General features: G+C 64.5%; 26 protein-coding genes and 1 pseudogene. 8 read left to right on the forward strand and 19 right to left on the reverse strand.

From position 1 onward, the window contains the following. Nucleotides 1–134 precede the first annotated feature (134 nt). Nucleotides 135–1040 (reverse strand): choline ABC transporter permease subunit, encoded by a 906-nt coding sequence (choW, locus tag P2869_RS25445; protein ID WP_277598322.1) that lies wholly within the window; start codon nt 1038–1040, stop codon nt 135–137. Beyond that, a pseudogene (locus P2869_RS25450) lies at nt 1033–2326 on the reverse strand (glycine betaine/L-proline ABC transporter ATP-binding protein); the annotation flags it as partial. The gene choW and the pseudogene P2869_RS25450, both read right to left, overlap by 8 nt. A 459-nt stretch (nt 2327–2785) precedes the next feature. On the opposite strand from P2869_RS25450, the gene P2869_RS25455 reads away from it, so the two are divergent. Further along, entirely contained in the window at nt 2786–3709 is a 924-nt protein-coding gene (locus tag P2869_RS25455; RefSeq protein WP_017775568.1) for a sterol desaturase family protein, read from the forward strand. Between the two features lie 71 nt (nt 3710–3780). Here the strand turns inward: P2869_RS25455 and rhaS are convergent, their stop codons facing one another. The 6 genes from rhaS to P2869_RS25485 form a co-directional block, all read right to left on the reverse strand. Continuing rightward, on the reverse strand, nt 3781–4788 hold the full coding sequence (gene rhaS / locus P2869_RS25460; protein ID WP_017775567.1) for a rhamnose ABC transporter substrate-binding protein: 1008 nt from the start codon (nt 4786–4788) through the stop codon (nt 3781–3783). Between the two features lie 128 nt (nt 4789–4916). Continuing rightward, entirely contained in the window at nt 4917–5936 is a 1020-nt protein-coding gene (locus tag P2869_RS25465) for an ABC transporter permease (RefSeq protein ID WP_277598323.1), read from the reverse strand. Continuing rightward, nucleotides 5929–7005: an ABC transporter permease gene (locus tag P2869_RS25470; RefSeq protein WP_277598324.1), complete on the reverse strand. Its 1077-nt coding sequence runs from the start codon at nt 7003–7005 to the stop codon at nt 5929–5931. The genes P2869_RS25465 and P2869_RS25470 overlap by 8 nt, the downstream gene beginning before the upstream one ends. After that, nucleotides 7002–8510, reverse strand: coding sequence for a sugar ABC transporter ATP-binding protein (locus P2869_RS25475; RefSeq protein WP_277599847.1), 1509 nt, complete (start codon nt 8508–8510; stop codon nt 7002–7004). Before P2869_RS25475 ends, P2869_RS25470 begins: the two co-directional genes overlap by 4 nt. 91 nt (nt 8511–8601) lie before the next feature. Beyond that, nucleotides 8602–9540 (reverse strand): amidohydrolase family protein, encoded by a 939-nt coding sequence (locus P2869_RS25480; protein ID WP_277599848.1) that lies wholly within the window; start codon nt 9538–9540, stop codon nt 8602–8604. 32 nt (nt 9541–9572) lie between these two features. Further along, nucleotides 9573–9887, reverse strand: a complete 315-nt coding sequence (locus P2869_RS25485) for an L-rhamnose mutarotase (RefSeq protein WP_126877203.1) — start codon at nt 9885–9887, stop codon at nt 9573–9575. A 131-nt stretch (nt 9888–10018) separates the two neighbouring features. Here P2869_RS25485 and P2869_RS25490 point away from each other — a divergent pair, with 131 nt between their 5' ends. Continuing rightward, a complete protein-coding gene (locus tag P2869_RS25490; protein WP_277599849.1) occupies nt 10019–11050 on the forward strand; it encodes a LysR family transcriptional regulator in 1032 nt (343 codons plus the stop codon). Here P2869_RS25490 and P2869_RS25495 read toward each other — a convergent pair. The 4 genes from P2869_RS25495 to P2869_RS25510 all read right to left on the reverse strand — a co-directional run bounded on the left by P2869_RS25495 (nt 11044) and on the right by P2869_RS25510 (nt 15272). Beyond that, a complete protein-coding gene (locus P2869_RS25495) occupies nt 11044–11826 on the reverse strand; it encodes an SDR family NAD(P)-dependent oxidoreductase (RefSeq protein ID WP_277598325.1) in 783 nt (260 codons plus the stop codon). The genes P2869_RS25490 and P2869_RS25495 overlap by 7 nt on opposite strands. A gap of 74 nt (nt 11827–11900) precedes the next feature. After that, nucleotides 11901–13079 carry an L-rhamnonate dehydratase gene (gene rhmD, locus P2869_RS25500; RefSeq protein ID WP_017775559.1) on the reverse strand — a complete coding sequence of 393 codons (1179 nt, stop codon included), beginning with the start codon at nt 13077–13079 and terminating at the stop codon, nt 11901–11903. Between the two features lie 54 nt (nt 13080–13133). Then, nucleotides 13134–14483 (reverse strand): MFS transporter, encoded by a 1350-nt coding sequence (locus P2869_RS25505; protein ID WP_277598326.1) that lies wholly within the window; start codon nt 14481–14483, stop codon nt 13134–13136. Between the two features lie 36 nt (nt 14484–14519). Continuing rightward, nucleotides 14520–15272, reverse strand: coding sequence for an SDR family NAD(P)-dependent oxidoreductase (locus tag P2869_RS25510; protein WP_017775557.1), 753 nt, complete (start codon nt 15270–15272; stop codon nt 14520–14522). 422 nt (nt 15273–15694) lie between these two features. Between P2869_RS25510 and P2869_RS25515 the strand changes: the two genes are divergently transcribed. Together P2869_RS25515 and P2869_RS25520 are read left to right on the forward strand one after the other, a co-directional pair. Then, nucleotides 15695–16240, forward strand: coding sequence for a hypothetical protein (locus tag P2869_RS25515; protein ID WP_277599850.1), 546 nt, complete (start codon nt 15695–15697; stop codon nt 16238–16240). A gap of 113 nt (nt 16241–16353) precedes the next feature. Next, a complete protein-coding gene (locus P2869_RS25520) occupies nt 16354–16668 on the forward strand; it encodes a hypothetical protein (protein ID WP_277598327.1) in 315 nt (104 codons plus the stop codon). Between the two features lie 33 nt (nt 16669–16701). Here P2869_RS25520 and P2869_RS25525 read toward each other — a convergent pair whose 3' ends face one another. Then, on the reverse strand, nt 16702–17043 hold the full coding sequence (locus P2869_RS25525; protein WP_017775554.1) for a zinc ribbon domain-containing protein YjdM: 342 nt from the start codon (nt 17041–17043) through the stop codon (nt 16702–16704). 181 nt (nt 17044–17224) lie between these two features. On the opposite strand from P2869_RS25525, the gene P2869_RS25530 reads away from it, so the two are divergent. Continuing rightward, entirely contained in the window at nt 17225–18001 is a 777-nt protein-coding gene (locus P2869_RS25530; RefSeq protein ID WP_277598328.1) for an alpha/beta hydrolase, read from the forward strand. A gap of 76 nt (nt 18002–18077) precedes the next feature. Here P2869_RS25530 and P2869_RS25535 read toward each other — a convergent pair whose 3' ends face one another. The 3 genes from P2869_RS25535 to P2869_RS25545 all read right to left on the reverse strand — a co-directional run bounded on the left by P2869_RS25535 (nt 18078) and on the right by P2869_RS25545 (nt 20855). Beyond that, on the reverse strand, nt 18078–19046 hold the full coding sequence (locus tag P2869_RS25535; protein WP_126877209.1) for a LysR family transcriptional regulator: 969 nt from the start codon (nt 19044–19046) through the stop codon (nt 18078–18080). Nucleotides 19047–19137: 91 nt separating this feature from the next. Continuing rightward, entirely contained in the window at nt 19138–20034 is an 897-nt protein-coding gene (locus P2869_RS25540) for an SDR family oxidoreductase (protein WP_017775551.1), read from the reverse strand. Nucleotides 20035–20084: 50 nt separating this feature from the next. Then, nucleotides 20085–20855, reverse strand: coding sequence for an SDR family oxidoreductase (locus tag P2869_RS25545; RefSeq protein ID WP_277598329.1), 771 nt, complete (start codon nt 20853–20855; stop codon nt 20085–20087). Nucleotides 20856–20960: 105 nt separating this feature from the next. Between P2869_RS25545 and P2869_RS25550 the strand changes: the two genes are divergently transcribed. Continuing rightward, complete coding sequence (locus P2869_RS25550; protein WP_277598330.1) at nt 20961–21887, forward strand: LysR family transcriptional regulator; 927 nt, start codon at nt 20961–20963, stop codon at nt 21885–21887. 55 nt (nt 21888–21942) lie between these two features. Here the strand turns inward: P2869_RS25550 and P2869_RS25555 are convergent, their stop codons facing one another. Next, entirely contained in the window at nt 21943–22722 is a 780-nt protein-coding gene (locus tag P2869_RS25555) for a hypothetical protein (RefSeq protein ID WP_277598331.1), read from the reverse strand. Nucleotides 22723–23065: 343 nt separating this feature from the next. On the opposite strand from P2869_RS25555, the gene P2869_RS25560 reads away from it, so the two are divergent. Then, nucleotides 23066–24070 carry a Tat pathway signal protein gene (locus P2869_RS25560; protein WP_277598332.1) on the forward strand — a complete coding sequence of 335 codons (1005 nt, stop codon included), beginning with the start codon at nt 23066–23068 and terminating at the stop codon, nt 24068–24070. An 86-nt stretch (nt 24071–24156) separates the two neighbouring features. On the opposite strand, the gene P2869_RS25565 is transcribed toward P2869_RS25560, so the two are convergent. Together P2869_RS25565 and P2869_RS25570 are read right to left on the reverse strand one after the other, a co-directional pair. Further along, nucleotides 24157–24489, reverse strand: a complete 333-nt coding sequence (locus P2869_RS25565) for a DUF2322 family protein (RefSeq protein WP_277598333.1) — start codon at nt 24487–24489, stop codon at nt 24157–24159. A gap of 61 nt (nt 24490–24550) precedes the next feature. Continuing rightward, nucleotides 24551–24964, reverse strand: a complete 414-nt coding sequence (locus tag P2869_RS25570; protein ID WP_017775545.1) for a CBS domain-containing protein — start codon at nt 24962–24964, stop codon at nt 24551–24553. Between the two features lie 223 nt (nt 24965–25187). On the opposite strand from P2869_RS25570, the gene P2869_RS25575 reads away from it, so the two are divergent. Continuing rightward, nucleotides 25188–25847, forward strand: a complete 660-nt coding sequence (locus tag P2869_RS25575) for a glutathione S-transferase family protein (protein ID WP_277598334.1) — start codon at nt 25188–25190, stop codon at nt 25845–25847. Nucleotides 25848–25906: the final 59 nt, after the last annotated feature.

Genomic DNA, 25906 nt, shown 5'->3' on the forward strand with positions numbered 1-25906 from the left:
TGATGCAAGTACAGGCACGGGTTGGGCCACGCGCCGCACGAAACGTGCGGCGCGCTTGTCTGCTGGAACGATCTTCTATTGCTAAATGGCAGGTGCGGAAGGTCAGGCAGGTGTGGCGACTGCCGCCGCCAACCTCAGCTCTGCGCGGCCATCGGCTGGTCGCGGCGCACGCGCATCACGTTGCGCAGACCGGCGAAGCGCGGCGCGGGCGCGGAACCCGGTGTGCGACCGAAGCTTTCCGTGATGCGGTCCAGAATGATGGCGAGCAGCACCACCGAGAGCCCGCTCTCGAAACCGAGCCCGATGTCGAGACGTTGAATACTCGCGAGCACGTCGTTGCCGAGGCCGCCCGCGCCCACCATCGAGGCGATGATGACCATGGAGAGCGCCATCATGATGGTCTGGTTGACGCCCTGCATGATGGAGGGCAACGCGCTCGGGAATTGCACCTTGTAGAGCAGCTGCCACGGTGTGCAGCCGAACGCCTGGCCTGCTTCCACGATCTCGCGGTTCACGTGGCGAATACCGAGGCTCGTGAGGCGCACCGCGGGCGGCATGGCGAAAATGACCGTGGAAAGAATGCCCGGCACGCGGCCCAGACCGAACAGCATTGCAGCCGGAATCAGGTAGACGAAGGCCGGCATGGTCTGCATCAGGTCGAGCACGGGACGCACCATGAGGGCGACGTGCCGGTTCTTCGCAGTCCAGATGCCGAGCGGAATGCCGAACACGAGACTGATGAGCGTGGACGACAGCGTGAGGCCAAGCGTGACTACCGTCTGGTCCCAGAAGCCCGTGGCATAGATGAGCAGCAGCGAGAGCGTGACGAAGATCGCAAAGCGCCAGCCCACGCGCCACAGGCCGATGCCGATGAAGAGGGCCATCATGGCCCACATCGGCACAGCTTGCAGGCCGTGTTCGATCAGCGCGGCGAAGCTCTCGATGCCCTTGCCGATGGCGTCGAACGTGCTGGCGTCGTGGTCGAGCAGATAGTGGACGGAGTCGTCCACCCACCGGCCAAGCGGAATGATCTCAGACATGGGAACCTCGGCTGCGCGTGAGCACCTTCAACACAACGGATTGATTGACGGAACCGCAGTAGCAGCCCTCGTCGTCGACCACGGGGAGCGCCGTCGCGCTCGCGCACACGCGCGACACGACCTGTTCGAGCGACGCACCGAGCGAAATGGGTTCGAGCTGACGCAGCGCAGGCGTCGCGGTGCCCAACGCGTCGCGCGTAACGAAGCCGCGAATCTTGCGCGCCTCGTCGAGCACGAACGCGTAGTCCGCACTGCCGTTGAGCGACTCGGCCACGCTCGACGCATCGAGATTGCGCACGAGCGGCACCGCGTTGGTCTGCATGAGATCGCCCGCCGTGAGATAGCGGCTCGTGTCCACGCCTTCGAAAAACGCGCGAACGTAGTCGTCCGCGGGCTGGCTGATGATTTCCTGCGGCGTGCCGATCTGCACCACGCGACCGCCTTCCATGATGGCGATGCGGTTGCCGATGCGCAGCGCCTCTTCGAGATCGTGCGAAACGAACAGGATGGTGCGGCGCTGCTCCTTCTGCAATTGCAGCAGCACGTTCTGCATTTCCTTGCGCTTGAGCGGATCGAGCGCGGAGAACGCCTCGTCCATGATCATGAGCGAAGGATTCACGGCAAGCGCGCGGGCGAGACCCACGCGTTGCTGCATGCCGCCCGACAGCTCGGAGGGCAGTTTCTGTGCGAACGCCGCGAGACCCACCTGCTCGAGCACCTCGAGCGCGCGCCTGTCGCGTTCCTTGCGCGACACGCCGGCCACTTCCAGACCGAACGACGCATTGGCGAGCACGGTGCGCTGCGGCATGAGCGCGAACGACTGGAACACCATGCTCATGTCGGTGCGGCGCAGCGAGATGAGTTCCGAGCGCCGCACGGCGGCCACGTCGCGGCCGTCGATCAGCACCTTGCCCGCGGTCGGCTCCACGAGCCGGTTGATAAGACGGATCAGGGTGGATTTGCCGGAGCCCGAGAGGCCCATCAGCACGAAAATCTCGCCTTCCGGCACCTCGAACGACACGTCCTGCACGCCGACCACCTGACCGGTCTTCGCGAAGATGTCGTCCTTCGTTGCGCCGCCCGACAGCATATCGAGCGCGAGTTTCGGGTTGTTGCCGAAGACCTTGTACAGCCCTTCGACCACGACTTTTGGGGAATTCATTGAATTCATCTCCTCGTCGGGCAGGCGTCGGCCCGCTCACAGTGTGCATACATGGTTGCCAGAAAAAACCCCTGTGGGCCGACGATTTACGACAAACGCTTGCGCAAATGCGACACATGCGCAAAGCGAACAGCCGTGCCGTGAGCCGCAAAGGCTTGCCGGACAAGGCGCTGGCGGGTCTGGGCGAAGCGTGGCGCCGGACGGCCGCGCGGGCGGCGCCACGCGGGCCAATGTCGGAATTTGTCGGATCGGCGTCCGATTGGGCACACCGGCCGGCACGCCTCGCCGGCCTGACGAATCAGGGTTGTCCCTGGTCTGCCGGCCGCGCCTGGCCTGCGCGGCATCGGAGGCGCGCCATCGCCCTTTCGCCTTACCCGAAAACTACCACCCAACGCGCGCCCTGCCATGACACCCCGCGACATAGTTTTCGCATGGTTTTTAACCGTGCCGATAGCTACATTGCCGCTCAAGGAACGCGAACGGTGCCGTGCACAACGAAGCAACCGGCCGCTGCGCGAGTCCACGAGCCGGCATTGCCCGTGCTGCCCCACATCGCTTTATCGCAGTCCGTCAGGTCGACATCATGTTATCTACCGAACAATTCACGCTCCTGGGCCTTGCCGTTTCGGCCGTCGTCGTCAGCGCATCGCTTGTCGAAGCAGGCGTACTCAGCATCAGGAACCGGCACACCGATACGCCGTTCGACTGGCACGAATTCATGCTCTCGCTCGCGGACCTGGTGGGCCGCAAGCTGATCGCGCTGTTGCCGCTACCGCTCACCACCGCCGTTCTCAACGTCGTGTGGCATTACCGCATTCACACGTTGGCGCTCAGCAGCGTCGTCGCGGTACCGCTGCTCTTCCTCGTCCAGGAATTCTGCTACTACTGGTATCACCGCGCGTCGCACCGCATCCGTTTCCTCTGGGCCACGCACGCGGTGCACCATTCGCCGAACCAGCTCACGCTCTCCACCGCATTCCGGCTCGGCTGGACAGGCAGACTCACCGGCGCCGTGCTGTTCTTCACGCCGCTCGTCTGGCTCGGCATGCGGCCCGAAGTCGTGCTGGCCACGCTCACGCTCAACCTGCTCTATCAGTTCTGGCTGCACACCACGTGGATACCGAAGCTCGGCTGGCTCGAGTACGTGTTCAACACGCCTTCCGCGCATCGCGTGCATCACGCGTCGAATCTGGCTTATCTGGATGCGAACTACGGCGGCGTGCTCGTGGTGTTCGACCGCCTGTTCGGCACCTATGTGGAGGAGCGTGCGGAGGAACCGTGCCGCTACGGGCTGGTTACGCCTACGCGCTCGCACAACCCGTTCGTCGTGGAACTCGAACATTGGGCGAGCCTGGCACGCGACATCGCGTCGGCAAAGAATGTGGGAACAGCGGCGGGGTACCTGCTGCGCCCGCCGGGCTGGAAGCCCGGCGGTGCAAGTGAAACGACGGAAGACCTGCGCCGGCGTGCCGGCATGAAGACAGCAGTAGCGGCCGGCGCGGATTGAGGGGCGAGTGCGTGTCCGCGGGGCCGCGGGGCCGCGGGGCCGCAACCGCCACGCGCTGAGAAGCCCTGCGATCAGAAGTTGAAGTTGTCGATATTGGCCGCGTCGAACGTGGTGGGCGGCCCGAGAATGACCTCGCCGCTCTTGCCGATGGTCCGCTTGCCGAGCTTGCCCGCCTCGAACGATTCGCCTTCCTTGCCGGTGATCGTGCCCGAAGCCAGGTTCGCTGCGGCATAGGCGGCGAGATAACCGAGCTGGCCCGGATCCCACAGCTGGAACGCCTTCACGGTGCCGTTCTTCACGAACGCGCGCATCTGGTTCGGGGTGCCGAGCCCCGTCACGGCCACCTTGCCCTTGCTCGACGACGAGGAGATGTAGCGCGCCGCCGCGGCAATGCCCACCGACGTGGGCGCCACGATCGCCTTGAGATTCGGGTACGCCTGCAGCAGCCCCTGCGTTTCCACGAACGACTTCTGGTCGTCGTCGTTACCGTAGGCGATCTTCACGAGCTTCATCTTCGCGTACTCGGGCTTTTTCAGTTCTTCCTGCATCCACTTGATCCACGTGTTCTGGTTCGTGGCGTTCGGCGTGGCCGACAGAATCGCGAACTCGCCCTCGCCGCCCATCAGTTTCGCCACGAGTTGAATCTGCCCGCGCCCGATGCTCTCCGCGTTCGCCTGGTTCACGAACAGCGTGCGGCCTTCGGGCGCCGTGTCCGAGTCGAACGTCACCACCTTGATGCCTTGCGACATGGCGCGTTTCAGATACGGCACGAGCGCGTTCGCGTCATTGGCGGCGATCACGATGGCGTCCTGGTGCTGCGTGGTGAGCGTGTTGATGTACTGCACCTGCGACGAAGCACCGGCATCCGACGGCCCCACCACCTTGCCGTCGCCCTTGAACTCCTTGATGGCGGCCATGCCGCCGTCGTCGGCAATGACCTCGTACGGATTGTTGATCTGCTTCGGAACGAACGCGATCTTGAGCCCATCCTTGATACCGGCGGCGCTTGCCAGCGCGCTGGTCCCGAGAAGCGCCGCGCACAGCAGCGCGGCACTGGCCTGACGTAATGATCTCGACATGAAGCGTCTCCTCTATTGACCGGACGGGTGTCCGGAGTTGTTGATGTTTCTGGTGCGGTGCGCGGTATTGCGGCTGTGTATTGACTCTATGTATCGACTCTGCGTATTGCGCCCGCACCGCGGGCACTTCAGTTCGAGCGCGCGAGCAACCGCCTGTCGCGCATCGCCCGCATACGCGCCGCGAGATTCGGCACGAGCACCGATGCGAGCAGCAGCGCGCCCGTGACGATGGTGAGCGTTTCGCTCGATACGTCGACGAGCGTCAGCGCATTGCGCAGCACGCCTACGATCAGGAGCGAGAGCAGCACGCCGTACATCGATCCGCGTCCGCCGAAAATGCTGACGCCGCCGAAGAGAACGGCCGCGATCACCGAAAGCTCGAAGCCTTCGCCGTTGTCGCCGCGTGCGCTCGTGAAGCGCAGCGTGTAGACAATGCCCGCGAGCGCGCTCATGGCCCCCGAGAGCACGAAGAGGCGCAACCGGATCTTCGCGACGTCGATACCCGAAAACGCCGCCGCGGTGGCATTCGCGCCGATGGCGAAGAGGCTGCGCCCAAACGCCGTGGCCTGCAGCAGCACGGTGAACAGCACCGCCGCGACGATCACGATCAGAAACGGCAGCGGAATGAACGTGCCGCCCAGCGTGTTCATGCCGAACAGCGTCCATGCCTGCGGAAAATCGGCCACGGCCTGGTCGCCCAGCAGCACGTAAGCAAGCCCGCGAAAGAGCGCGAGCGTGCCGATGGTCACCGCAAGCGAAGGCAAGTTGAGCTTCACGATGACGAGCCCGTTGATGAGCCCCGCGAGCGCGCCGAAGACGATGGCGAGGGCGACCACCACGGGCATCGGCAAGCCCATGTGCCAGAGCACGCCCATCAATGCGCTCGATGCGCCGAGTACCGACGCCACGGAAAGATCGATCTCGGCGGCCACGATGATGAGCGTCATCGGCAGCGCCATCAGCGCGACTTCGGTGAGGTCCGCCAGCACATTGCCGAGATTCGCGCCGGAGAGAAATACCGGCGACAGCACGCGCCCCAGTACGAGGCAAAGCACGAGAATCACCGCGAGCAGCATTTCCCAACTAAGCGCAACAGTGCGGCTGCGCGTGAGCAATCCGGAATCCGGCTTGACCGCTGACTTAGCCATGGTCGCGTTTCCTCATCATGCGTTTGGCGACGGAGCGGGCGAGCAGCGTATCCGCGGCGATGGCGGCCACAATCAACGCGCCTTCAATGGCCTGCTCCCAGAACGGCGAGACGTGCAGCACGACGAGCGCAATGCTGATCGCGCCCAGCACGAGCGCGCCCAGCGTGGCGCCGAGTATCGTGCCCACGCCGCCCGTAATCGCCACGCTGCCCACCACGGCGGCCGCCACGACCTGAAGCTCGATGCCCTTCGCGGTGCTCGCGTCCACGGTGCCGAAGCGCGCGAGCCACAGCGCGCCCGCGAGCCCCGCGATGCTTCCCGAGATCAGGAAGCCCGTCATCACGCGCCGCTCCACGTTCACGCCGGCAAGGCGCGCGGCCTCGGGGTTCGAGCCGATCGCGTAGTACTCGCGGCCGGGGCGGAACTGCTTGAGATACACGGCGAGCGCGAGCAACACGAACGCGGAGAGCAGCACCAGCGTGGGCAATCCGAATACGGCCCCCGTGGCGAGCCGCGAAAACGCGTCCGGCAGGCTCGTGGCATTGATCTGTCCGCCGTGCACCCACGCGTAATCCGCGCCGCGAAAAATATAGAGCGTGGAAAGCGTGGCGACGAGCGACGGCACGCGGCCGACTGCCACGAGCAGCGCATTGATCGCCCCGCCCACGAAGCCAACGCCGATCCCCGCCGCGAGCGCAACGACCACGGGCATGTGCGGAAACGCGACGTACAGACTGCCCACGGCGTACGCGCTGATGCCGACCACCGACCCCACCGAGAGATCGATATGCCGCATCAGGATCACCACGGTCATGCCCGCCGTGAGCAAGGCCACAATCGAAACATTGAGCAACACGTCGCGCAGATTCTGCAGATTGAGAAACTGCGGCCGCGCGAGCGCCGTGCCCACGATCAGCAGCACGAGCACGATGAAAAGCGTGGTTTCGCGGCTCTTCGCAAGCACGCCGACGATGCCGCCCGGCGCGCCGCGGCTGGCAATCGCAGCGACCTGGGCCGCGCCTTCGGCTGGCGGCAGTGAATGACTGGGCGTGGTCGAATGGCGCATCATGCGGCCCGCCCCAGATGAATGTCGCGCTCGCCCAGCGCCGCGCTCATGATCCGCTCTTCGGTTGCTTCCGCCCGCGCGATGGCGGCCGTGATGCGCCCTTCGTGCATCACGAGCACACGGTCGGCCATGCCCAACACTTCGGGCAGTTCGCTCGAAATCATCAGCACCGCCATGCCCTCGAGCACGAGTTCGGCGAGCGCGCCGTACACCTCGGCCTTCGCGCCCACGTCGATGCCGCGCGTGGGTTCGTCGATGATGAGCACGCGCGGCCCCGTAGCGAGCCACTTGCCGAGCACCACCTTCTGCTGGTTGCCGCCCGAGAGCGTGCCCACTGCTGCGTTGAGGTCGCCGGCCTTGAGTTGCAGCCGCTTGCCCCACTGGCTTGCGAGTTGCATTTCGCGGCCCGCCGAAATCAGACCGTGGCGTACGAGCCTGTCAAGCACCGTCATCGACGCGTTGCGCGCGATGCTGAGTTCCAGCGCCAACCCCTGCTGACGGCGGTCTTCGGGCACGAGCGCGAGGCCCGCCTTGACGGCCGCCGCCGGCCGCCCCGGCGCGAGCGGCCTGCCCGCAATGCGAATCTCGCCGGCATCGAGCGGATCGATGCCGAAGATGGCACGCGCCACCTCGCTGCGCCCCGCGCCCACGAGTCCCGCGAGGGCCACGATCTCGCCCGCGCGCACCTCGAACGAAATGTCCTTGAACACGCCGATGCGCGTGAGGCCGCGCACCGCGAGCAGCACTTCGCCAGGCGCCACGTCGGCCTTCGGATAGAAGCTTTCCAGATCGCGGCCCACCATCTTCGCGACGATCGCGCTGGTGGAAAGCTCGCCGGTGGGCGCGTCGAACACTTTTTCGCCGTCGCGCATGATGGTGACGTGCTGCGTGAGTGCGAACACCTCTTCGAGCCGGTGCGTGATGAACAGAACAGCCACGTCGCGCTCGCGCAGCTTGCGCACGATGGCGAAGAGCCGTTCGACTTCGGGCAGCGAAAGCGCGGCAGTAGGTTCGTCCATGATCAGCACGCTCGCGTTCAGCGAGAGCGCCTTGGCGATCTCCACCACCTGCTGGTCCGCGATGGAAAGCCCGCGTACGAGCTGTTCAGCCGTCAGTTCGACGCCGAGCGAAGCGAGCAGCGCATCCACTTCGCGGTGCATGGCGCCGTAGTCGATGCGCCCGAACCGATCCACGGGTTGACGCCCCATGTAGATGTTCTCGGCGATCGAGAGGTCGAAAAATAGTGTGGGTTCCTGATAGATCACCGCGATGCCGGCGTCGCGCGCTGCGCCGGGCGTCGCAAAGCGGCACACGGTGCCGTTCATGCGCAGTTCACCGCTATCGGGCTCGTGCACGCCCGCGAGAATTTTCACGAGCGTCGATTTGCCCGCCCCGTTCTCGCCCAGCAACGCGTGCACTTCGCCGGGCCACAGCACGAGGCTGCCGTCGATCAGCGCGCGCACGCGGCCGAACGACTTGCTCGCCTGGCGTAGCTCGAGGCGCGGCACGCGGCCGTCATGTCCTTTCGTCTCCAAACCGTGTCTCCATGTTGGGGCCGTCGTGTTGCTCTCGTGTTATGCGCGGCCTTCGGCGTGCTGCTCAAATCCGATAGATCTTTTCCGCATTGGTGCGAAAGAGCGCGGCCCGCTCGCTTTCGCTGGCACCGCTCACGATGTCCGCATATGCCCGCCACAACGCGCCATACGAACCGAACAACCGGTCCACCGGAAAATTCGAGGCGAACATGGCGCGCTCCACGCCGAACGTGTCGAGCGTTTGCAGCACATAAGGGCGCAGGCTTTCCACGGTCCATTCGTGATCGAACATCGCGAGCCCGCTGATCTTCACGGCCACGTTCGGGCACGCAGCCAGCGCGCGCATGCCTTCACGCCATGCGCGATAGCCGGCCACGCTGTTGCGGTCCACGAACATGCCCGCGTGATTCACGATGACCGGAATGTCGGGATGCGCCCGCGCAAGCGCCGCAGCCTCTTCCATCTGTGACGGATACAGTTGCAGATCGAACGAGAGCCTGTGTCTGGCTAGCAGCGCAAAGTGACGACGCCACGTGTCGTCGCGCAGGTAGTGGCGCCCCACATAGTCGTAGAGCGGGTTCGCGTGCACGTTGAGAATCTGGCGGATGCCGCGCGTGTTGGCGAACGCGGCGTGCGCGGCGAGAATCTCGGGCGCGTCGGGACGGCTCAGGTCCGCCGCGGCCACGATGCCGTTGGGCCAGCCTCGACCTGCACGGCCCTCGTGCTCGCGCGCATCGTCGGCGAGCGATTGCAGCCAGCGCGTTTCCTCCACCGGATCCGCAGGGTCGTGATTCGCCTCGACGTGCACGACCTTCAGCACTTCGACGCTACCCGCATCGCCGGCCTCACCTGCCTCACCTGCATCACGCACGAGGTCGGCTACGACATAGTTGTGCGCAAGCTCGCGTGCGTCGCCAACGAACGAAACGCCCGGTTTCGCGAGCCACGGGTAATGGTGCGTATCGATGTCCCAGAAATGAACGTGCGGATCGACAACCTGCAAGGTCTGCGGCATGGCGCTCTCCCTTGGTCCGTTCAGGGCAGGTGGAACAGCGGTTCGAGCGACGTTTGCAGCGGCGCGCCGTCAGGCGCGGTCTGCATGATGTCGGCCATGTAATCCCACCATTTGCGCATGATGGCGAGCTCCGGAAGCTGCTCCATGGTGTGGCCCGCGCGGCGCTTGAGCACGGCGAAGAGATGGTGGGTGCTTTCGTCGAAGAAAATCCAGTAGTCGCTGATGCCGGCTTCGCGCAGCGCGTCGGCAAGCGCGGGCCAGATCTCGCGATGACGTCGCTCGTATTCGTCGCGTTGACCGGGGTTGAGCACCATCCGGAAGGCGATAGTCTCCATGCTCTGTTTCTCCTCACGTGCGGGTTTTGGCGGGCCCGGCGCCGTGTTTTGAGCGACTATAATTCGTGCACCGATAGCCAACCAATCCGTTGTTGGGATCGGCCGATCCACAAACCGAATCGCACATGGCCATGAACCCTCAGGCAGTGGCAGTCGCGCTCGTCAACCGGCTCAAATTCAAACACCTTGCACTGCTCGTCGCGCTCGACGACGCACGCAACGTCCATCAGGCCGCCGAGGCCGTCAACGTCGCGCAGCCCAGCGCGAGCCGCATGTTGAGTGACATCGAAGAGGCATTCGGCTTTCGCCTTTTCGAGCGCAGCGCGCGCGGCATCGAACCGACGGCGCTCGGCACCGTGACCCTCGCCTACGCGCGTCGCGCGCTCGCGGAACTCACGCGCTTTGCCGAAGACCTCGACGTGAAGCGCAAGGGCGGACACGGGCAACTCACGGTGGGCGCCATCATGGGCGCCGCACCGGACGTGCTCGCCATGGCCGTGGCCGCGCTCAAGACCGAACGCCCGTTGCTCAACGTGCGCATCCTCGGCGAAACCAGCGACCAGCTCGTGCAGCTCCTGCATCGCCGCGAAGTGGATCTCGCGCTGGGGCGTCTCACCACGCCGCTGCAACATAACGACTTCCATTTCGAACCGCTTGCGCGCGAACCGCTGCTGCTCGTGGTGCGCGCACGCCATCCGCTGGCGCGCAGCACGAGCGTGACGCTGCCCGAACTGGTGGACTGGCCCTGGGTCGCGCAGCCCATCACGAGTCCGGCACGCGTGTTGTTCGAAGAAGAGCTTGCGCGCGCGGGGCTCGCTACGCCGGTGAATCTGACCGAATGTGCATCCGTGTTCGCCACGCTCCAGTTGCTCGAAAAATACGATGCGGTTGCGATGCTGCCGGAATCGGTGGTGCGCGACCACGTGCGCGGCAAGCTGCTCGTGGCGCTGCCGCTCGAAATCGGCAAGAGCCTGCCCGGCTTCGGCGTGCTCACACGCAAGAACGAGCCGCTCGCCGAGCCGGCCGAACACTTCGTGAGCCTGCTGCGTCGCTTCTCGCAGCCGCTCGCCGACGCACGCACGGGCGACCCTTCCAGTGCGTCGGCCGGGCACGTCTATGAGGGCGTAGCGGCGCCCGGCGCGTCTTCGCTGCCGGCTCACTGAAGATTGACGAAGAGACCGCCGTCCACGAGCAACGCGGCGCCGGTCACATAACGCGCGCGGTCGGAGGCGAGAAACATGACGCAGTCGGCCACGTCTTCCGGCGCGCCCAGGCGGCCCAGCGGAATGCGCTTTTCGAAGTAGGCGCGCTTCGTATCGTCGGCGAGATCTTCTGCATTGAGGTCCGTCGCGATGGTGCCCGGCATCACCGAATTGCATCGGATCCCGAACGGACCCAGCGCGATGGCGCACGACTGCATCAGTGAATGCACGCCGGCCTTGGTGGGCGTGTAATGCGTCTGCATGCCGCCGCCCACGAGCGCGCTGATGGAACTGGTGGCCACGATCGCGCCGCCCGTGCCCTGCTCCTTCATCTGCCGCGCCACGGCCTGGGTCACGTAGAACGCGCCGTTCAGGTTCACGCCCACGGTGCGTTCCAGCACCGAAGGCGGCATGTCGAGAAACGCATGGAACGGGCAGATGCCCGCGTTGCTCGCGAGCACGTCCACCTTGCCGAACGATTCCACGGTGTGGCGCACGAGATCGACGCCCGTTTGCGGTGCGGCCACGTTACCCTCGATGGCAATCGCGCGGCGGCCCAGCTTCTCGATTTCGGCCACTACTTCCGAGATGGCCGTGCGGCGGCCGTACGAGGCGTCGTTGTCGCCCCAATAGTTGATGGCAACGTCGGCGCCTTCGCGCGCACTCGCTAGTGCAATCGCACGGCCAATGCCGCGCGAACCGCCGGTGACAATCACCACCTTGTCCTTGAGCAGCACGTTGTTCTCCTTGCGAGGATGGGCATTTCAGGCCTTATCTGAAGGCCTCATTGCAATGCACTTCGACACACCCGTCAATGCGTATGCGGCCGTTCGAGCGCGCATTCCGGATTCAGCCGCACGCCGAATCCCGGCGTATCGGGCACCTTCATGCGGCCGTTCACGGGCACGGGTTCATCGAGCAGGAGCGGCGTGAACATCGGCACTACCTGGTCGGCCTTCGGCGCCATCATCAGAAACTCCGAAAACGGCGAGTTGTGGCGCGTCACGACGAAGTGATAGCTGTACACGGACGACCCATGCGGCACCACCATCACGTTGTGCGCATCGGCCAGCGCCGAAATCTTGATGAGTTCCGTGATGCCCCCGCACCAGCCCACGTCGGGCTGGATCAGGTCGCAGCAGCCCATTTCGAGCAGCATGCGAAAGCCCCAGCGCGTCGCCTCGTGCTCGCCGGTGGACACGAGCATGCCGCGCGGCACGTTGCGGCGCAACTCCGCGTAGCCCCAGTAGTCGTCGGGCGGCAGCGCTTCCTCGATCCATTTGAGGCCGTACTCGTGCGCGGCCTGCGCGAGTCGCGTGGCATAGCGCACGTCGAGGCTCATCCAGCAGTCGTACATCAGCCAGAAATCGTCGCCCACGCGATTACGCATGTCCGCTAGCTTCTCGATGTTCTGCCTGAGCCCCTCCTCGCCTTCCGCGGGGCAGTGCTGCAACGGCAGCTTGCCGCCGATGAAGCCCATCTGCTTCGCGAGATCCGGGCGCGCGCCCGTGGCGTAGAACACGAGTTCGTCGCGCACGGGGCCGCCCAGCAGTTGATACACGGGCTCTTCGCGAATTTTCGCGAGCAGGTCCCACAGCGCGAGGTCCACGCCCGAAATCGTGTTGAGCACCACGCCCTTGCGGCCGTAATAAAGCGTGGCGTAGTACATCTGATCCCACATCTTCTCGATGTCGGTTACAAGCTGGCCTTCCAGAAAACGCGCGAGGTGCTTTTCGACGATGAACGCGCCAATCTCGCCGCCCGTCGTCACACCGAAGCCGACGGTGCCGTCGCTCGCCTCGATCTCCACCACCAGCGTGCCGAGCACGTTGATGCCGAACGACTGCCGGCTCTGCCGGTATTCGGGATAGCGCGCCATCGGCGTGGCGATGTGGTCGTCTATCCAGTGCCCGTCGCCCTGGTCGTGATAGTCGGCGCCGCCGCCGCGAACGATGAAGGCACGCACCTGCTTGATGGTGGGCATGGCCATGGGTAGTCGCTCCCTTTGCTTGATGAGCTTGCTCGATGAACTCGCTTGATGAGATCAGCGCGCGCGGTGGGCGCGCGGCTCGAAGGTATCGGTGGTGGGCCCGGCTTCGCGCGGCACCAGCGTGCCGACCAGCAGCGCCGCGACAAGACTCGCCGCTCCGAGCACGGCGAGGCCTGCGGCTGAGCCGCTCGCCGGCGTACCCGCTGCAGCCATGTTCTGAACCAGCGCGCGGAGACTGGGCGCGATGAAACCACCCAGGCTGCCCAGCGAATTGATGAGCGCGATGCCGCCCGCCGCAGCCACGCCCGTGAGATAGCGCGTGGGAAACGTCCAGAAAAGCGGCTGCGCGGCGATAAAGCCGCTCGCGGCACAGCACAGCGCCAGCAGTGCGAGCAACGGGTTGTGCGTCGTGCCCGAGAGCGCAATGCCCAGCCCCGCAAGAACGAGCAGCGCGACGGCCCACCCGCGGTGCGAGCCCGTACGATCGGCATGGCGCGGCACGATCCACGTCACCGCGAGCGCGCACAACCACGGCACCGCCGTGACGAGCCCGACTTTCAGACCCACGCGCGTACCGAGCAGCGACGCCACCTGTTGCGGCAGAAAGAAGATCACTCCATACACGCTCACCTGGATCAGCGCATAAATGCCGGCGAAGAGCAGCACGCGTGCGTTGAACAACGCAGCGAGCACCTGCTGCGGGCCGTGGGCGGCGGCATGGCGCGCATCGCGCTCCACCGCCTCCGTCAGCACGCGGCGCTCGGCATCGTCGAGCCAGCGCGCGTTGGCGGGCTTGTTGTCGAGATACCAGAACGCCCACACGCCCACAGCCGAGGCCAGGCCGCCTTCGATCAGGAACAGCCACTGCCACCCCGCGAGTCCGACGAGGCCGTGCATGTCGAGCAACAGCCCCGAGAGCGGGCTGCCGAAAATGAACGCGAGCGGCGCACCGAAATAGAAGACGCCGATGGCACGGCCGCGCGCCGACTGTGGAAACCAGTGCGTGAGGTAATAGATAATGCCGGGAAAGAACCCTGCCTCGGCCACGCCGAGCAGAAAGCGCAGCGCGTAGAACGACGCAGGCGTGCTCGCGAAACACATCGCGCCCGAAACGAGGCCCCACGTCACCATGATGCGGCACATCCATGCGCGCGCGCCCACGCGATGCAGCAACAGATTGCCTGGCACCTCGAACAACGCGTAGCCCGCGAAAAATACACCCGCGCCGAAGGCGAACGCCGCGTCGGAAAGGCCCGTATCGTGTTGCAGCGCCTTCTGCGCGAAGCCGATATTCGCGCGATCGAGAAACGCGAGCACGTACATGAGCAACAGGAACGGCAGCAGCCGGCGCATCGCCTTGCTCACGACGCGATCGACGGACGGCATTGAAGTCGTCGGGTTCATCTTGTTTCCCCTACGTCTGATTCGCAACGCGGCCCGTCAGTACGTGGCGCGGCCACCCGACAGATCGAATACGGAACCCGTGCTGAACGCGCAGTCTTCCGAGGAGAGCCAGACGATCAGCGAGGCTGCCTCGTCCGGCATCAGGAAGCGGTTCATCGGAATCTTCGAGAGCATGTAGTCGATGTGCTGCTGCGACATCGAGTTGAAGATCTCGGTCTTCGCCGCCGCGGGCGTGACGGCGTTCACGAGAATGTTCTTCGCGGCGAGTTCCTTGCCGAGCGACTTCGTGAGCCCGATGAGCCCCGCCTTCGAGGCGCTGTAGTGCGAGGCGTTCGGATTGCCCTCCTTGCCCGCCACCGACGCAATGTTGACGATGCGGCCATAGCCCTCTTTCAACATGTGGGGCACCACGGCGCGGCAGGTCAGGTATGGTCCGATCAGATTCACGTCGATCACGCGGCGCCAGACCTCGGGCTCCAGTTCCCACGTCAGGCCGTTGCCGCCCGTGATGCCCGCGCAGTTGATGAGGACGTGAATACCGCCGTGGTCCCGCACCGTCTGCTGCGTTGCGGCGTCGACAGAGCGCTCGTCCGTGAGTTCGACCGTGACGGCCGATACCGTGCCCAGTTCGGCGAGTTCGCGCCGGCTGCTTTCGAGGCGATCGGCGTCGATGTCCCACAGCGCGACGGCCGCACCCGAACGCAGCGCGCGCTCTGCGACGGCATAGCCGATGCCGCGCGCGCCGCCCGTGATCACCATGACCCGGCCGTTCAAGTCGATCTGATTCATTGCTCCTCCAATAGGGCCGCGCGCGGGACGTGCGCGGATGTCTCGTTTGTCTTTTTTTGGCCGGGCGCGGGAAGGCGCCCGGATCACTGGCGGCCATGCTGGAGAGCACTATAGGCGAGCAGTGATAGCCGAACAATCCGGAAGCGGCATGGGGTGATAGCAAAGACGGATCGCACGGATGGCGGGTCGAGTGGAGTTGAATAGCGGGTTGGACGGCACGGGCGGGATCATCGACAATCCGCGCTGGTGCCGTTCAGGTGCCACCCAGGTGCCGCTCAGGTGCCGCACTGGACCACGCGTGAAAGCGACCACCGCCCCGCGCGGGCCGCGAGCCGGCACGCCAACAACAACATTCAACGAACAGACGAACGCCCATGATCGAACGTCACAGCGCGTTAGCGCTTCGTAAAGTAGCGGCCGTTATGTGGGGGCTATGTGTCAGCCTCAGTGCACCTGTTGCGCATGCGGCCGGCTTGCCGGCCACCGTTGCCGCGCAACTGCCCAAGGGTTACGTGCCGATGGTGTATCAGGCGGGTCCGCACGTCGACGGCGGACGGCAAAGCCTGCTCGTCGTGGCTCACCGGCCCGACGACTCGACAGACAAGCCCTCACCGCGTCCCCTCCTCATCTTCGAGGAACAGGCGGGCGGCCAGTACCGACTCTCGGCGCGCAACGACACGGTCGTATTGCGGGCCAACGAAGGCGGCCAGTGCGATCCGTTCGAAGACGGCTACGATGGGCTCGCGGTCAAGGGCCGCTACTTCACGGTGCAGAACGCCGTGGCGTGCGGCGCGCATTGGACCGACTTCATCACGTTCCGCTACGACGCGGCGCAACGGGCGTGGTTCTTCGACAGTGAAATCTTCACGTCCTCCGACCCGCTCAACGACACGCCGGACAAAACCCACATGACGCGCGCGAATCGCGCGAAGCCGGTCACGTTCGAAGCCTGGCGTCCCGATCGCTGAGACGCCGCCGCTGAGGTCATGCAATGAGAGACAACCTTCCTGCACCGAAACGAAGAACGCTCGCTACGCTCCTGTGCCTCGCCATACTCACGGGCAGTGCGGCGGCGGAGCAAATGCCAAGGCCGCCAAGCCCCGTCGTGATGGTCCACTTCGATTACTACCCGAAGGACCGCGCGCGAATCCACGCGCTGGAACATCGGCTCGCGACGGCGATAAAGCGTGCGGGCGCAGGCGAGCTTGGCGAGACCGAGTTGCACATCGACGGCAACGACGGCTATCTATACATGTATGGGCCGGATGCGGACAAGCTGTACGCCGTGACGGGTCCGATTCTGAGAGCGTCCCCGATGATGGCGGGTGCCGAAGTGACGACACACCATGGTGCGCGCGCGCAGACGTTCGGCTTGAACGACCCGCGCGCGCGGTAGAGAAAGGCATGGCGAATGTCTCCATGCCGCACATCACACCTTCCTGACGAATTCCGATTTCAGACTCATTGCGCCAAAGCCATCGATCTTGCAATCGATATCGTGGTCGCTGTCCACGAGCCGGATATTCTTCACCTTGGTGCCCATCTTGATCACGCCACCGGAACCCTTCAGCTTCAGGTCTTTGATGACGGTGACGGTATCGCCGTCCTGCAAGACGTTGCCTGCGGAATCCCGATAAACGCGCGCGGCCGCTTCAGTAGGCGCCGCCGCTTCTGCGGACCATTCATGTGCGCATTCCGGGCAGATGTAGACGCCCCCGTCTTCATACGTGAACTCGGAATGGCATTTCGGACAGGGCGGTAACGTACTCATATGTAATCCTTGGTACCTGACAAAATCGATGAAAAGCGCGCCAGTATAGCGCCCCGCACTGAGTCGATTCGATCCTGTCGCCCCATGATCGGCTGTCGATAACGAACCGCGGGTTATCGAACAGGGCCTCGCGACCTAAGATGCGTCCACGGTTTGGCACATCAAGAAAGGGAGCATCGCCATGCACATTCAGACAAGCGGCACGACCATTCACGTAAGGCAACAGGGAGACGGCGACCTCGCGCTCGTGTTTCTCCACTATTGGGGCGGCTCGTCGCGCACGTGGGATATCGTCGCCAGCGAACTCAAGAGCCGCTACAGGATCATCGCAACGGACCATCGCGGCTGGGGTGAGTCGGACGCGCCGGCGCACGGCTACGCCCTTGCCGATCTGGCAGACGATGCGGCGGAAGTGATCGAAGCCCTGAACGTGCGGCGTTATGTCGTGGTCGGTCATTCGATGGGCGGCAAGGCCGCGCAACTGCTGGCATCGCGTCGGCCCGCGGGGCTGCTGGGGCTCGTGCTGGTCGCGCCGTCCCCTCCTTCGCCCATGGCTCTTACCGATGAACAGCGCGCCGCGATGACTGCCGCGTACGATTCACGCGAATCGATCGAGTGGGTACTGGACCATGTGCTGACTGCGAAGCAGCTTGCGCCCGAGCTTCGCGAACAGGTCATTGCGGATGGCCTGCGCGGCGCGGCGCAGGCCAAGGCCGCGTGGCCCAACGCCGCGATGCTGGAAGACATCACCGCCGACGTCGCGTCCATCGACGTGCCGGTGCTCGTGATTGCAGGCGAGCGCGACCAGGTGGATCGCGTCGAGACATTGCAGCACGAATTGCTGCCTCGCCTTCGCGGCGCGCGTCTGCATGTATTGCCGGACACGGGGCACCTCTCACCGCTCGAAGCACCGTATGAACTTGCGAGCGTGATTGAAGCATTCGTTCGCGAGCGGTAACAGCGACTTGGACTTCACGGCGCGAGCCGTGAGCGTGGCGATTCAACGCGTCTTCACGCAAGGCCCGCTCGTGCGTCTACGGGTCAACTCGATCAACGCGGCCACGCGAGCGCTTCGTGCCGCTCTTGCGCGGCCGCGCGACGCTGTCCCAAGGCGGTTCGTCCCCGAATGCCGCCACGAGATGATCGATCAGGCTTCGAACCTTCAGCGGCATGTGGCGCGCGCTCGGATAAACCGCCTGAATCACCAGTTCGGACGTGCTGTATTCGGGCAGCAACGCGACGAGGTGCCCCTGCGCGATCTGCTCTCCGAACACGAATGTCGGACCGTAGACGATGCCTGCGCCTGCAAGCGCCGCATCAAGCAGCATCTGCGTATTGTTTGCCGCCATCCGGCAAGGGCCATCAATGACATGCGCACGGCCCTTCGCATCGACCAGCGTCCAGTCTCCAACGGAAACGGCCTCGCTGAACGTGAGCCGCGGTGCCTGCCGCAGATCGTGCGGCGTACGCGGCGTACCGTACCGCTCCAGATACGCCGGTGACGCACAGATCACCATTCGACACGGCGCAAGGCGCCGCGCAACAAGTCCTGAATCGGGCAGGCGTCCAATTCGTATCGCCACGTCGACGCCCGCTTCGAGCAGATCGACATAACGGTCGCTCAACGACACTTCGACGTTGACGTGCGCATGCGCTTCCAGATAGCGCGCCAGAACCTTGCCAAGATGCATTGCGCCGAACGTGACGGGCGCGGCAATACGCAGCACACCGCGGGTCGTTCCTTGCGCGTCGCTGGCTTCGCGGTTGGCCTCGTCCCAGGCGTGCAGAATCTGTTTGCAGCGCTCGTAATAGCGCGCGCCGATATCAGTGAGACTCAGGCGGCGCGTGGTGCGGTGGAGCAGCCTCGCGTTGAGTTCCGACTCGACGGCACTCACGTACTTGCCCGCCATCGCGGCGGATAAACCAAAGCGTCGCGCGGCCGCGGCAAGGCTGCCTTCCTCGACCGCGGCGACGAATACTCCCAGGGCAGTCAGCCGGTCCATTCGTTCCTCGATTCGATCGCATCGTGACGGGAGCCGTGAGCATAAACCAGTCGCCGCGTGGGACAAAGGCGCAAGGAACGAAGGAACAGCGTCAATAGCGGCGCGGCCTCAGCAATTCCGACAGGCCCACGCGATGCAGCATCTCGGCCCTCAGCCGGTCGAGCACGGCGAAGCCTACGTCCGCGCCGTCTTGCGTCGGGTCCACGTGCACGCGGAACGGCCGCTGACCGAACGGCGCGTTCACGATATCGACCAATGCCTGAGCGACGAGCGCCACGTCGGCGTGCGGCGGTACGATCGCGGCGAAGGCCTTCTGGATACGCTCGCCCAGCCCCGCGTTCGGTCCGCTCTCATAGGCCTCGAGCACCTGTTCGTCGGCAGGACGGCCGGCATGCGCGAAGTGATTCGTGCCGGAGGTGAAAGCGCCCGGCACCACGATCGAGGTCTCGATACCCCAGCCCGATAGCTCGCGCGCGTATTGAACCGCGATCGAATCCATCGCCGCTTTCGCCGCGAAATAAGGCGCGAGATACGGCGGTGTGCCGCCCGCCGAACTGCTGCTCGACACCCATACGAGCAGGCCGCGCTTCTGCTTGCGCATCTGCGGCAGCACCGCTCGATTCACGCGCTGCGTACCGAGCACGTTGATGTCGTAAAGCTCAGCGTATTGCTCCGGCGTGAACGCCTCTGCCGGTCCAAAGGCCATGTGGCCCGCGTTATGAACGATGACGTCGATGCGGCCCTGCTCGCGAGTCACCTGCGCAATGCCTGCGTCCACGGACGCCTGCGAAAGCACGTCGAGTTCGACAGTGCGCAGATCGACACCGTGCTCCGACGAGAACTGCGCCATCTGCCCGACGACGGGCGCGTTGCGCCCCGCCGTGTCGCGCATCGACGCGTAGACAATGTGGCCGGCTCTTGCCAGCGCTTCGGCGCTCAGGCGTCCAAAGCCGCTCGATGCGCCAGTCACGACGATGACGTGTTTCATGTTGGCTCCTTGATTTGCGACGGGTTCGAATGAAGGGAAGTGGCTCGGCGTTAAACAATGCCGCCGTTCACACGCAGCGTTTGGCCGTCGATCCAATCGGCCGCGCTGCTCACGAGAAACGCCACCACCGACGAGATGTCCTCGGGTTGACCCAGACGTTCGAGCGGTGGCATCTTCGCGAGCCGCTCGACCTGCTCGGGCGTCTTGTCCTTGAGAAAGAGTTCGGTGGCCGTGGGTCCGGGCGCGACCGCATTCACGGTGATGTTGCGGCCGCGCAGTTCCTTCGCGAAGATGTTCGTCATCGTTTCGACCGCGGCTTTCGTGGCGGCGTAGACGGAATAGCCCGGCGTGGCGAGTTCCTTGATGCTGCTGCCGAAATTGACGATGCGCCCGCCGCTGCGCAGCTTCTTCGCGGCCACGCGCAACGTGTTGAACGTGCCCTTCAGGTTGATGGCGACGAGCCGGTCGAACAGCGTGTCGTCGGTATCGGCCAACGGCACGAGGCCCGGCTGCATGATGCCGGCGTTGTTCACGACGATATCGACGCCGCCGAACAACGTGATGGCCTGGTCGAACATCGCGGCAACCTGGGCCGGCACGGCCACGTCGGCTTGAACGGCGGCAGCGCGACCGCCTGCGGCTTCGATCTCGGCGACGACTGTTTGTGCGTCGGCCGCGCGGCCCGCGTAATTCACGACGACGGCGATGCCGTCCGCGGCGAGGCGCTTCGCGATGGCTGCGCCGATGCCGCGCGAGGCGCCGGTGACAATTGCGACCTTCGATGCAAGCTTGACTGCGTTGGTGCTGATTTGTGTGCTCATGGTGGTTCTCCGTTCGGGTGGGTAGTGACGCGATGGGTTCATCATCGTCTCGACCTGCCTACGACGGAAGCCGCATAGCCGTCATATCGCTTATACTCAACGCGTATGACCCTCTTCGACGACCTTACCCTGCTGCGAACCTTCGTCTCCATCGTGGGGAGCGGCAGCATCTCCGCGGCGGCGCGCAAGCTACACCTGAGTCAGCCCACGCTGAGCCGTCAGTTGCGCGCGCTCGAAGACCGGTGCGGCGCACCGCTGCTGCGCCGTGACACGCACCGCATGAGTCTCACCGACATGGGGCATCAATTCCTCGCGGACGCACAGGCGCTACTCGCGCTCGCAGAGGAATCCGAACAGCGGCTGCGCAACGACCAGAGCGAATTGAGCGGCAATATCCACATGTTCTCGACCATCGACTTCGGTCAGTCCGCCGTGAGCCGGCTCATCAGCAGCTTCATTCAGGCGCATCCAGGCGTGCGCATCGAACTGGGCTATTCGAACCGGCCGCTGCACATGATCGAGGAAGGCTGCGACGTAGGCATCCTGGCGGGCACGCTGACCGACGATCGCGTGGTGGCCCGCTCGCTCGGCGAAATCGCGCGCTATGTCGTCGCGTCGCCGTCGTTTCTGAAGGATCACAAGATTCGCGGCACGCCGGAATCGCTCGGCAAGCTGCCGTGGATTGCACTATCGAGTCGGCAGTTCGGCGGTTCACGAGACGTCACGCTGCACTCGGGCAATGCGACGCACACGCTACAGATCGAGCCCGTGTTCGTGACGGAAGGCGTAACGAGCATTCGCGAATCGGTGCGCATGGGACTCGGCATCGCGGTGCTGCCGGAATGGCTTGTTGAGGAAGACCTGGTCTCGGGACGACTCGTGCGAATTCTGCCGAAGTGGCATGCTAAGCCTCTTCCCGCGCAGATCATTTTCCCGGTGCAACGCCGGCTGCCGTTTCGCGTGAGAGCGTTTATCGAGTTTGCGACGGAATATATGCGGACGGTTTTGAAGCCGACGGACAGCAAGCGGTAACGTGGCGAATCCCGGTGTGGCGCGCTCGCCGATGCGCGCAACGCAGCATGCGAAGTCACCCGCGCGTCATTCGCCGCAAGCGCATCACGTGCAACCGGTGGCTGAGGCCCTTGAACATGCTGCGCTCGTGCGGGTCGCCGAAATGCAGCAGCACGGTGCAGCGGACACGGGACGGCGCGCAGGCCTGGTTCGCATGCAGCGAACGCATACCCCAGAAAAAGTACAGATTCCCCGGCGTCAACGTGACGACCTTCGCCGACAGCCATTTCTGGACAAACGCTAAACGCCACACGGGCGCGAGCAGCTTTTCGATCAATAGCTTTTCGAGAATGTTCACGACCGACGATCGCCTTGCATTGCGCAAGTTCGGAAACATCACGAAATGGCCAGGCGGCTCGCCCGGGTCGCACGGAATCAATACCGGCAGCAGGATCGAGACGACATACGAGTCGTAGTGAAAGTTGCACGAGTGACGCCGCCCCTGCTCACCAGCCAGTACGCGCATGACGGGCAAGATCCGGTCGCTGGGCGGCGACACACCCATCTTGAGCATATAAAGCTGGCGTAACAGGGCGAGCAGTTCGACGTCGTCGAAAAGCGGGCCGAGGCAGGTATTCACGCACCACGCCGCGCCGTTGAAGGCGAAGTATTTGAAGCCGTCCTGTTCGATCAGTTCGGATACCGTGCGGCGCAGCTTTGCCAGTACGGACGCCGACACAACGTCGTTCAGCACGCCGAACCCGGATTCGTCCATCGACACCGCGAGCGCGCGAGCGCTCTGCGCGCTTATAGGCCCGAACGCGCCGGAGGGTGCTCCATCATTCGACACATTCATCGCAGCTCTCTCTGGATGATTGGGAATATCGTCCACGCGCTACAGAACGCACGCTAAAGAAAAAATATTCCGTATTCCGTGCGCCCGCGTACAGTGATCGAAATAATGAAGGCGCTTAAAAAACGCTTTAAATCCGTTTCATCGGATAAACAAACACTCGGTCAGATTGACACAAATCAATAGCAGCAGCGCGGGCGTCGAATAGGTTCCGATAGCGCAGAACAAACCAGTCACCACCACGCACGGGGAAGCGAACATGAACAGGCGTACTTTCTTCCTCGGCGCGGGGGGCGGCTTGATGCTGGCTGCCGGCGCGACCGCGTGGATGTCGTCGACGGGATCGATGGCCGATTACGACGCCTACGCAGGGCGCCTGCGTGCAGCGCCCGCTGTGCCGCCCAACATGCGCGACGTCATCCGCTACGCCACGCTTGCCGCCAACAGCCACAACACGCAGCCCTGGCGGTTTCGCGTCGGCGACCGGTTCATTGAGATTGCGCCGGATGTTTCGCGCCGAACGCCCGCGGTCGACCCCGACGATCATCATCTGTTCGTGAGCCTCGGATGCGCGGCGGAAAACCTCGCTATCGCAGCGACCTCGCTGGGATGGCCCGGTGAACTCCAGATCGCGCCAGACGGAGACCTCATACGCTATGCCTTCGTCAAGGGGCCGATGATGGCGAGTCCGCTCTACGCAGCCATTCCGAAACGGCAATCCACCCGCGCCGAATACGACCGACGCTCCGTTCCTGCCGCGCACCTTGCGCTCCTGGAACAAACGGCCGACACCTCCGGCGTTCATCTGGCTATCCTGAACCATCGCATGGATATCGACCGAATGAAGGAACTCGTGGTTGCCGCCAACAGCGCTCAAATGACGGACATGGCGTTCATGCGGGAGCTGAAGCGGTGGATCCGGTTCAACCCACGCAGTGCCATGACGTCAGGCGATGGCCTTTTTTCGGCAGCAAGCGGCAACCCGGCGCTGCCGGACGCCATTGGACGGTTCGCGTTCGAGCGGTTCTTCAACGCACGCACCGAGAGCGACAAATACGCACGTCAGGTCGATTCTTCAGCCGGCGTTGCCGTGTTTGCCGGCGACCGCGAAGACAAGGCGCATTGGATCAGGGTGGGCCGCGCTTGCCAGCGCTTCGCATTGACTGCGACGAGCCTCGGCATCAAGGTGGCCTTCATTAATCAACCCGTTGAAGTGGCGCGGTTCCGTGCTGAACTGGCGGGTCTTGTCGGGAGGGCGGGGCGGCGGCCCGACATCGTCCTGCGCTTTGGCTACGGGTCGACGCTGCCGTTTTCTCCCCGCCGGCCCGTGGAAGCGGTGCTGATTCGATAACGCGAGGGATGGGAAGCGGCCGGCGCAGCGGCTTCACGCAAGGTCGCGTGAAGGCACGACAGCCGCGTGTGAGGCCCGCGCGAACCTCACGTCCCTCTCACCACCCCGATACTCAACGGCTCCGCGCCCGCCGCGATCGCCAGCAAACGGTCCACGTTCGGATGTGCCCCAGGCCGCTTGCGTGCGTCCTCAGTGTGTTCGGCGAATACGGCGAGTCCGTGCTCGGCGGCCCTGGCGTCCAGCGTGTCGAACACCGTTTGCAGGTAGTGGTAGACGGCCACCGATCCCTGCTTGCCGGGCACGTTGTCGATACTGGCCACCACCGCGCCCTTGCCGTCGATCAGATCGATGCGCGTGATGCCTTCAATGCCCGGCAGGCGGGCGAGGTTGTCCTTGAATACGTTGCCTGGTTGAATCACTGACTACACTCCGTGGGTCTGAAAATTCGAAACAGATGAGGGAATATCGGGCAGCGACCTCTCACTGCGCCGCGCGCGGCGCCAGCGCCCGCAGCACGTCGCGCCAGCTTACGATTCCCACGGGCCGCATGCCGTCGCGCACGATGGGAATGCACGACACGCCCTTCTCGAGAAATATCTCGACGGCCGCTGAAACGTCCGCGTCCGGGCCCAGCGTCACGGGCTTGCGGCCCATGATCTGGTGCACGCGCCGGTTCAGCGTCGCCACGTCGCGCGGCGCCTCCACCACGCTGTCGATGAACGGGCTTAGCGCGCGCAGCAGGTCGCGGTCCGAGACAACGCCCTGCAATTCGCCGTCTTCCACCACGAGCACGTGATGAAACTTCGCCGAATCGAAGATGTGTTTGACGGTCGCGAGGGTGTCGTCGAAGCTCACCGTCACGACGCGTGTGGTCATGATTTCCCTGATTTCCATGAGTGGTCCCCTGTGCCGCCGATGCTCGCCGCGCCTCTAGCCGTGCGGGCGCATCGCGATGGCGCGAATAATAGCGCGTTCCGGGGCGGCTCAAACAGGTCGCGTTCCAGAAACAAACGCGTGGCGCGATGTCGATTCCCGCCCGGCTCGTTCGTCGTCCATGAGAAGCGGCTGATCGAATCCGTCGACGCCGCACTCCCTGAACCCGACACGGTGAACCGCCATGCCCCTGAAACTCTATGCCCACCCCTTTTCGTCTTACAGCCAGAAGGCGTTGATCGCGCTCTACGAGAACGGCACGCCCTTCGAATGGCGCCCGCTCGGGCCCGAGCATCCCGAGAACGGGCAAACGCTTGCCACGCTCTGGCCGATGCGGCGCTTTCCGCTGCTGGTGGACGGCGAGCGCGTCGTCACAGAAGCCAGCATCATCATCGAGTACCTGCAGCTCAACTATCCCGGCCCCGTGCGCCTCTTGCCCGACGACCCGCACGCGGCGCTGGAGGTGCGCGGCATGGACCGCTTCTTCGATAACTACGTTTCCACGCCGCAGCAGAGAATCGTCTACGACAGCCTGCGGCCGGAGGCGGAGCGCGATCCGCGCGGCGTGACGGACGCGCGCGCGATGCTCGATACGGCGTACGCCTGGCTCGACAAGGTCATGGCAGAACGCGAATGGGCCGCGGGCGACGCGTTCAGTCTCGCGGACTGCGGCGCCGCGCCTTTCCTGTTCTACGCGGACTGGACGCATCGCATCGATGCGTCGTTCGCGAACGTGATCGCCTACCGGAAACGGCTGCTCGCGCGGCCGTCGTTTGCGCGCGCGGTTGAAGAAGCGCGTCCGTACCGGCCCCTGTTTCCGCTCGGCGCACCGGATCGCGATTGAAGAGGGAGAGAGAACGTGCGGCCGCCGCGCGCCAGGACACGAGCGCGGACGGCGGCCAC

It is taken from the genome of Paraburkholderia sp. SUR17, assembly GCF_029536165.1.
GTDB classification, from domain to species: Bacteria; Pseudomonadota; Gammaproteobacteria; order Burkholderiales; family Burkholderiaceae; genus Paraburkholderia; species Paraburkholderia kururiensis.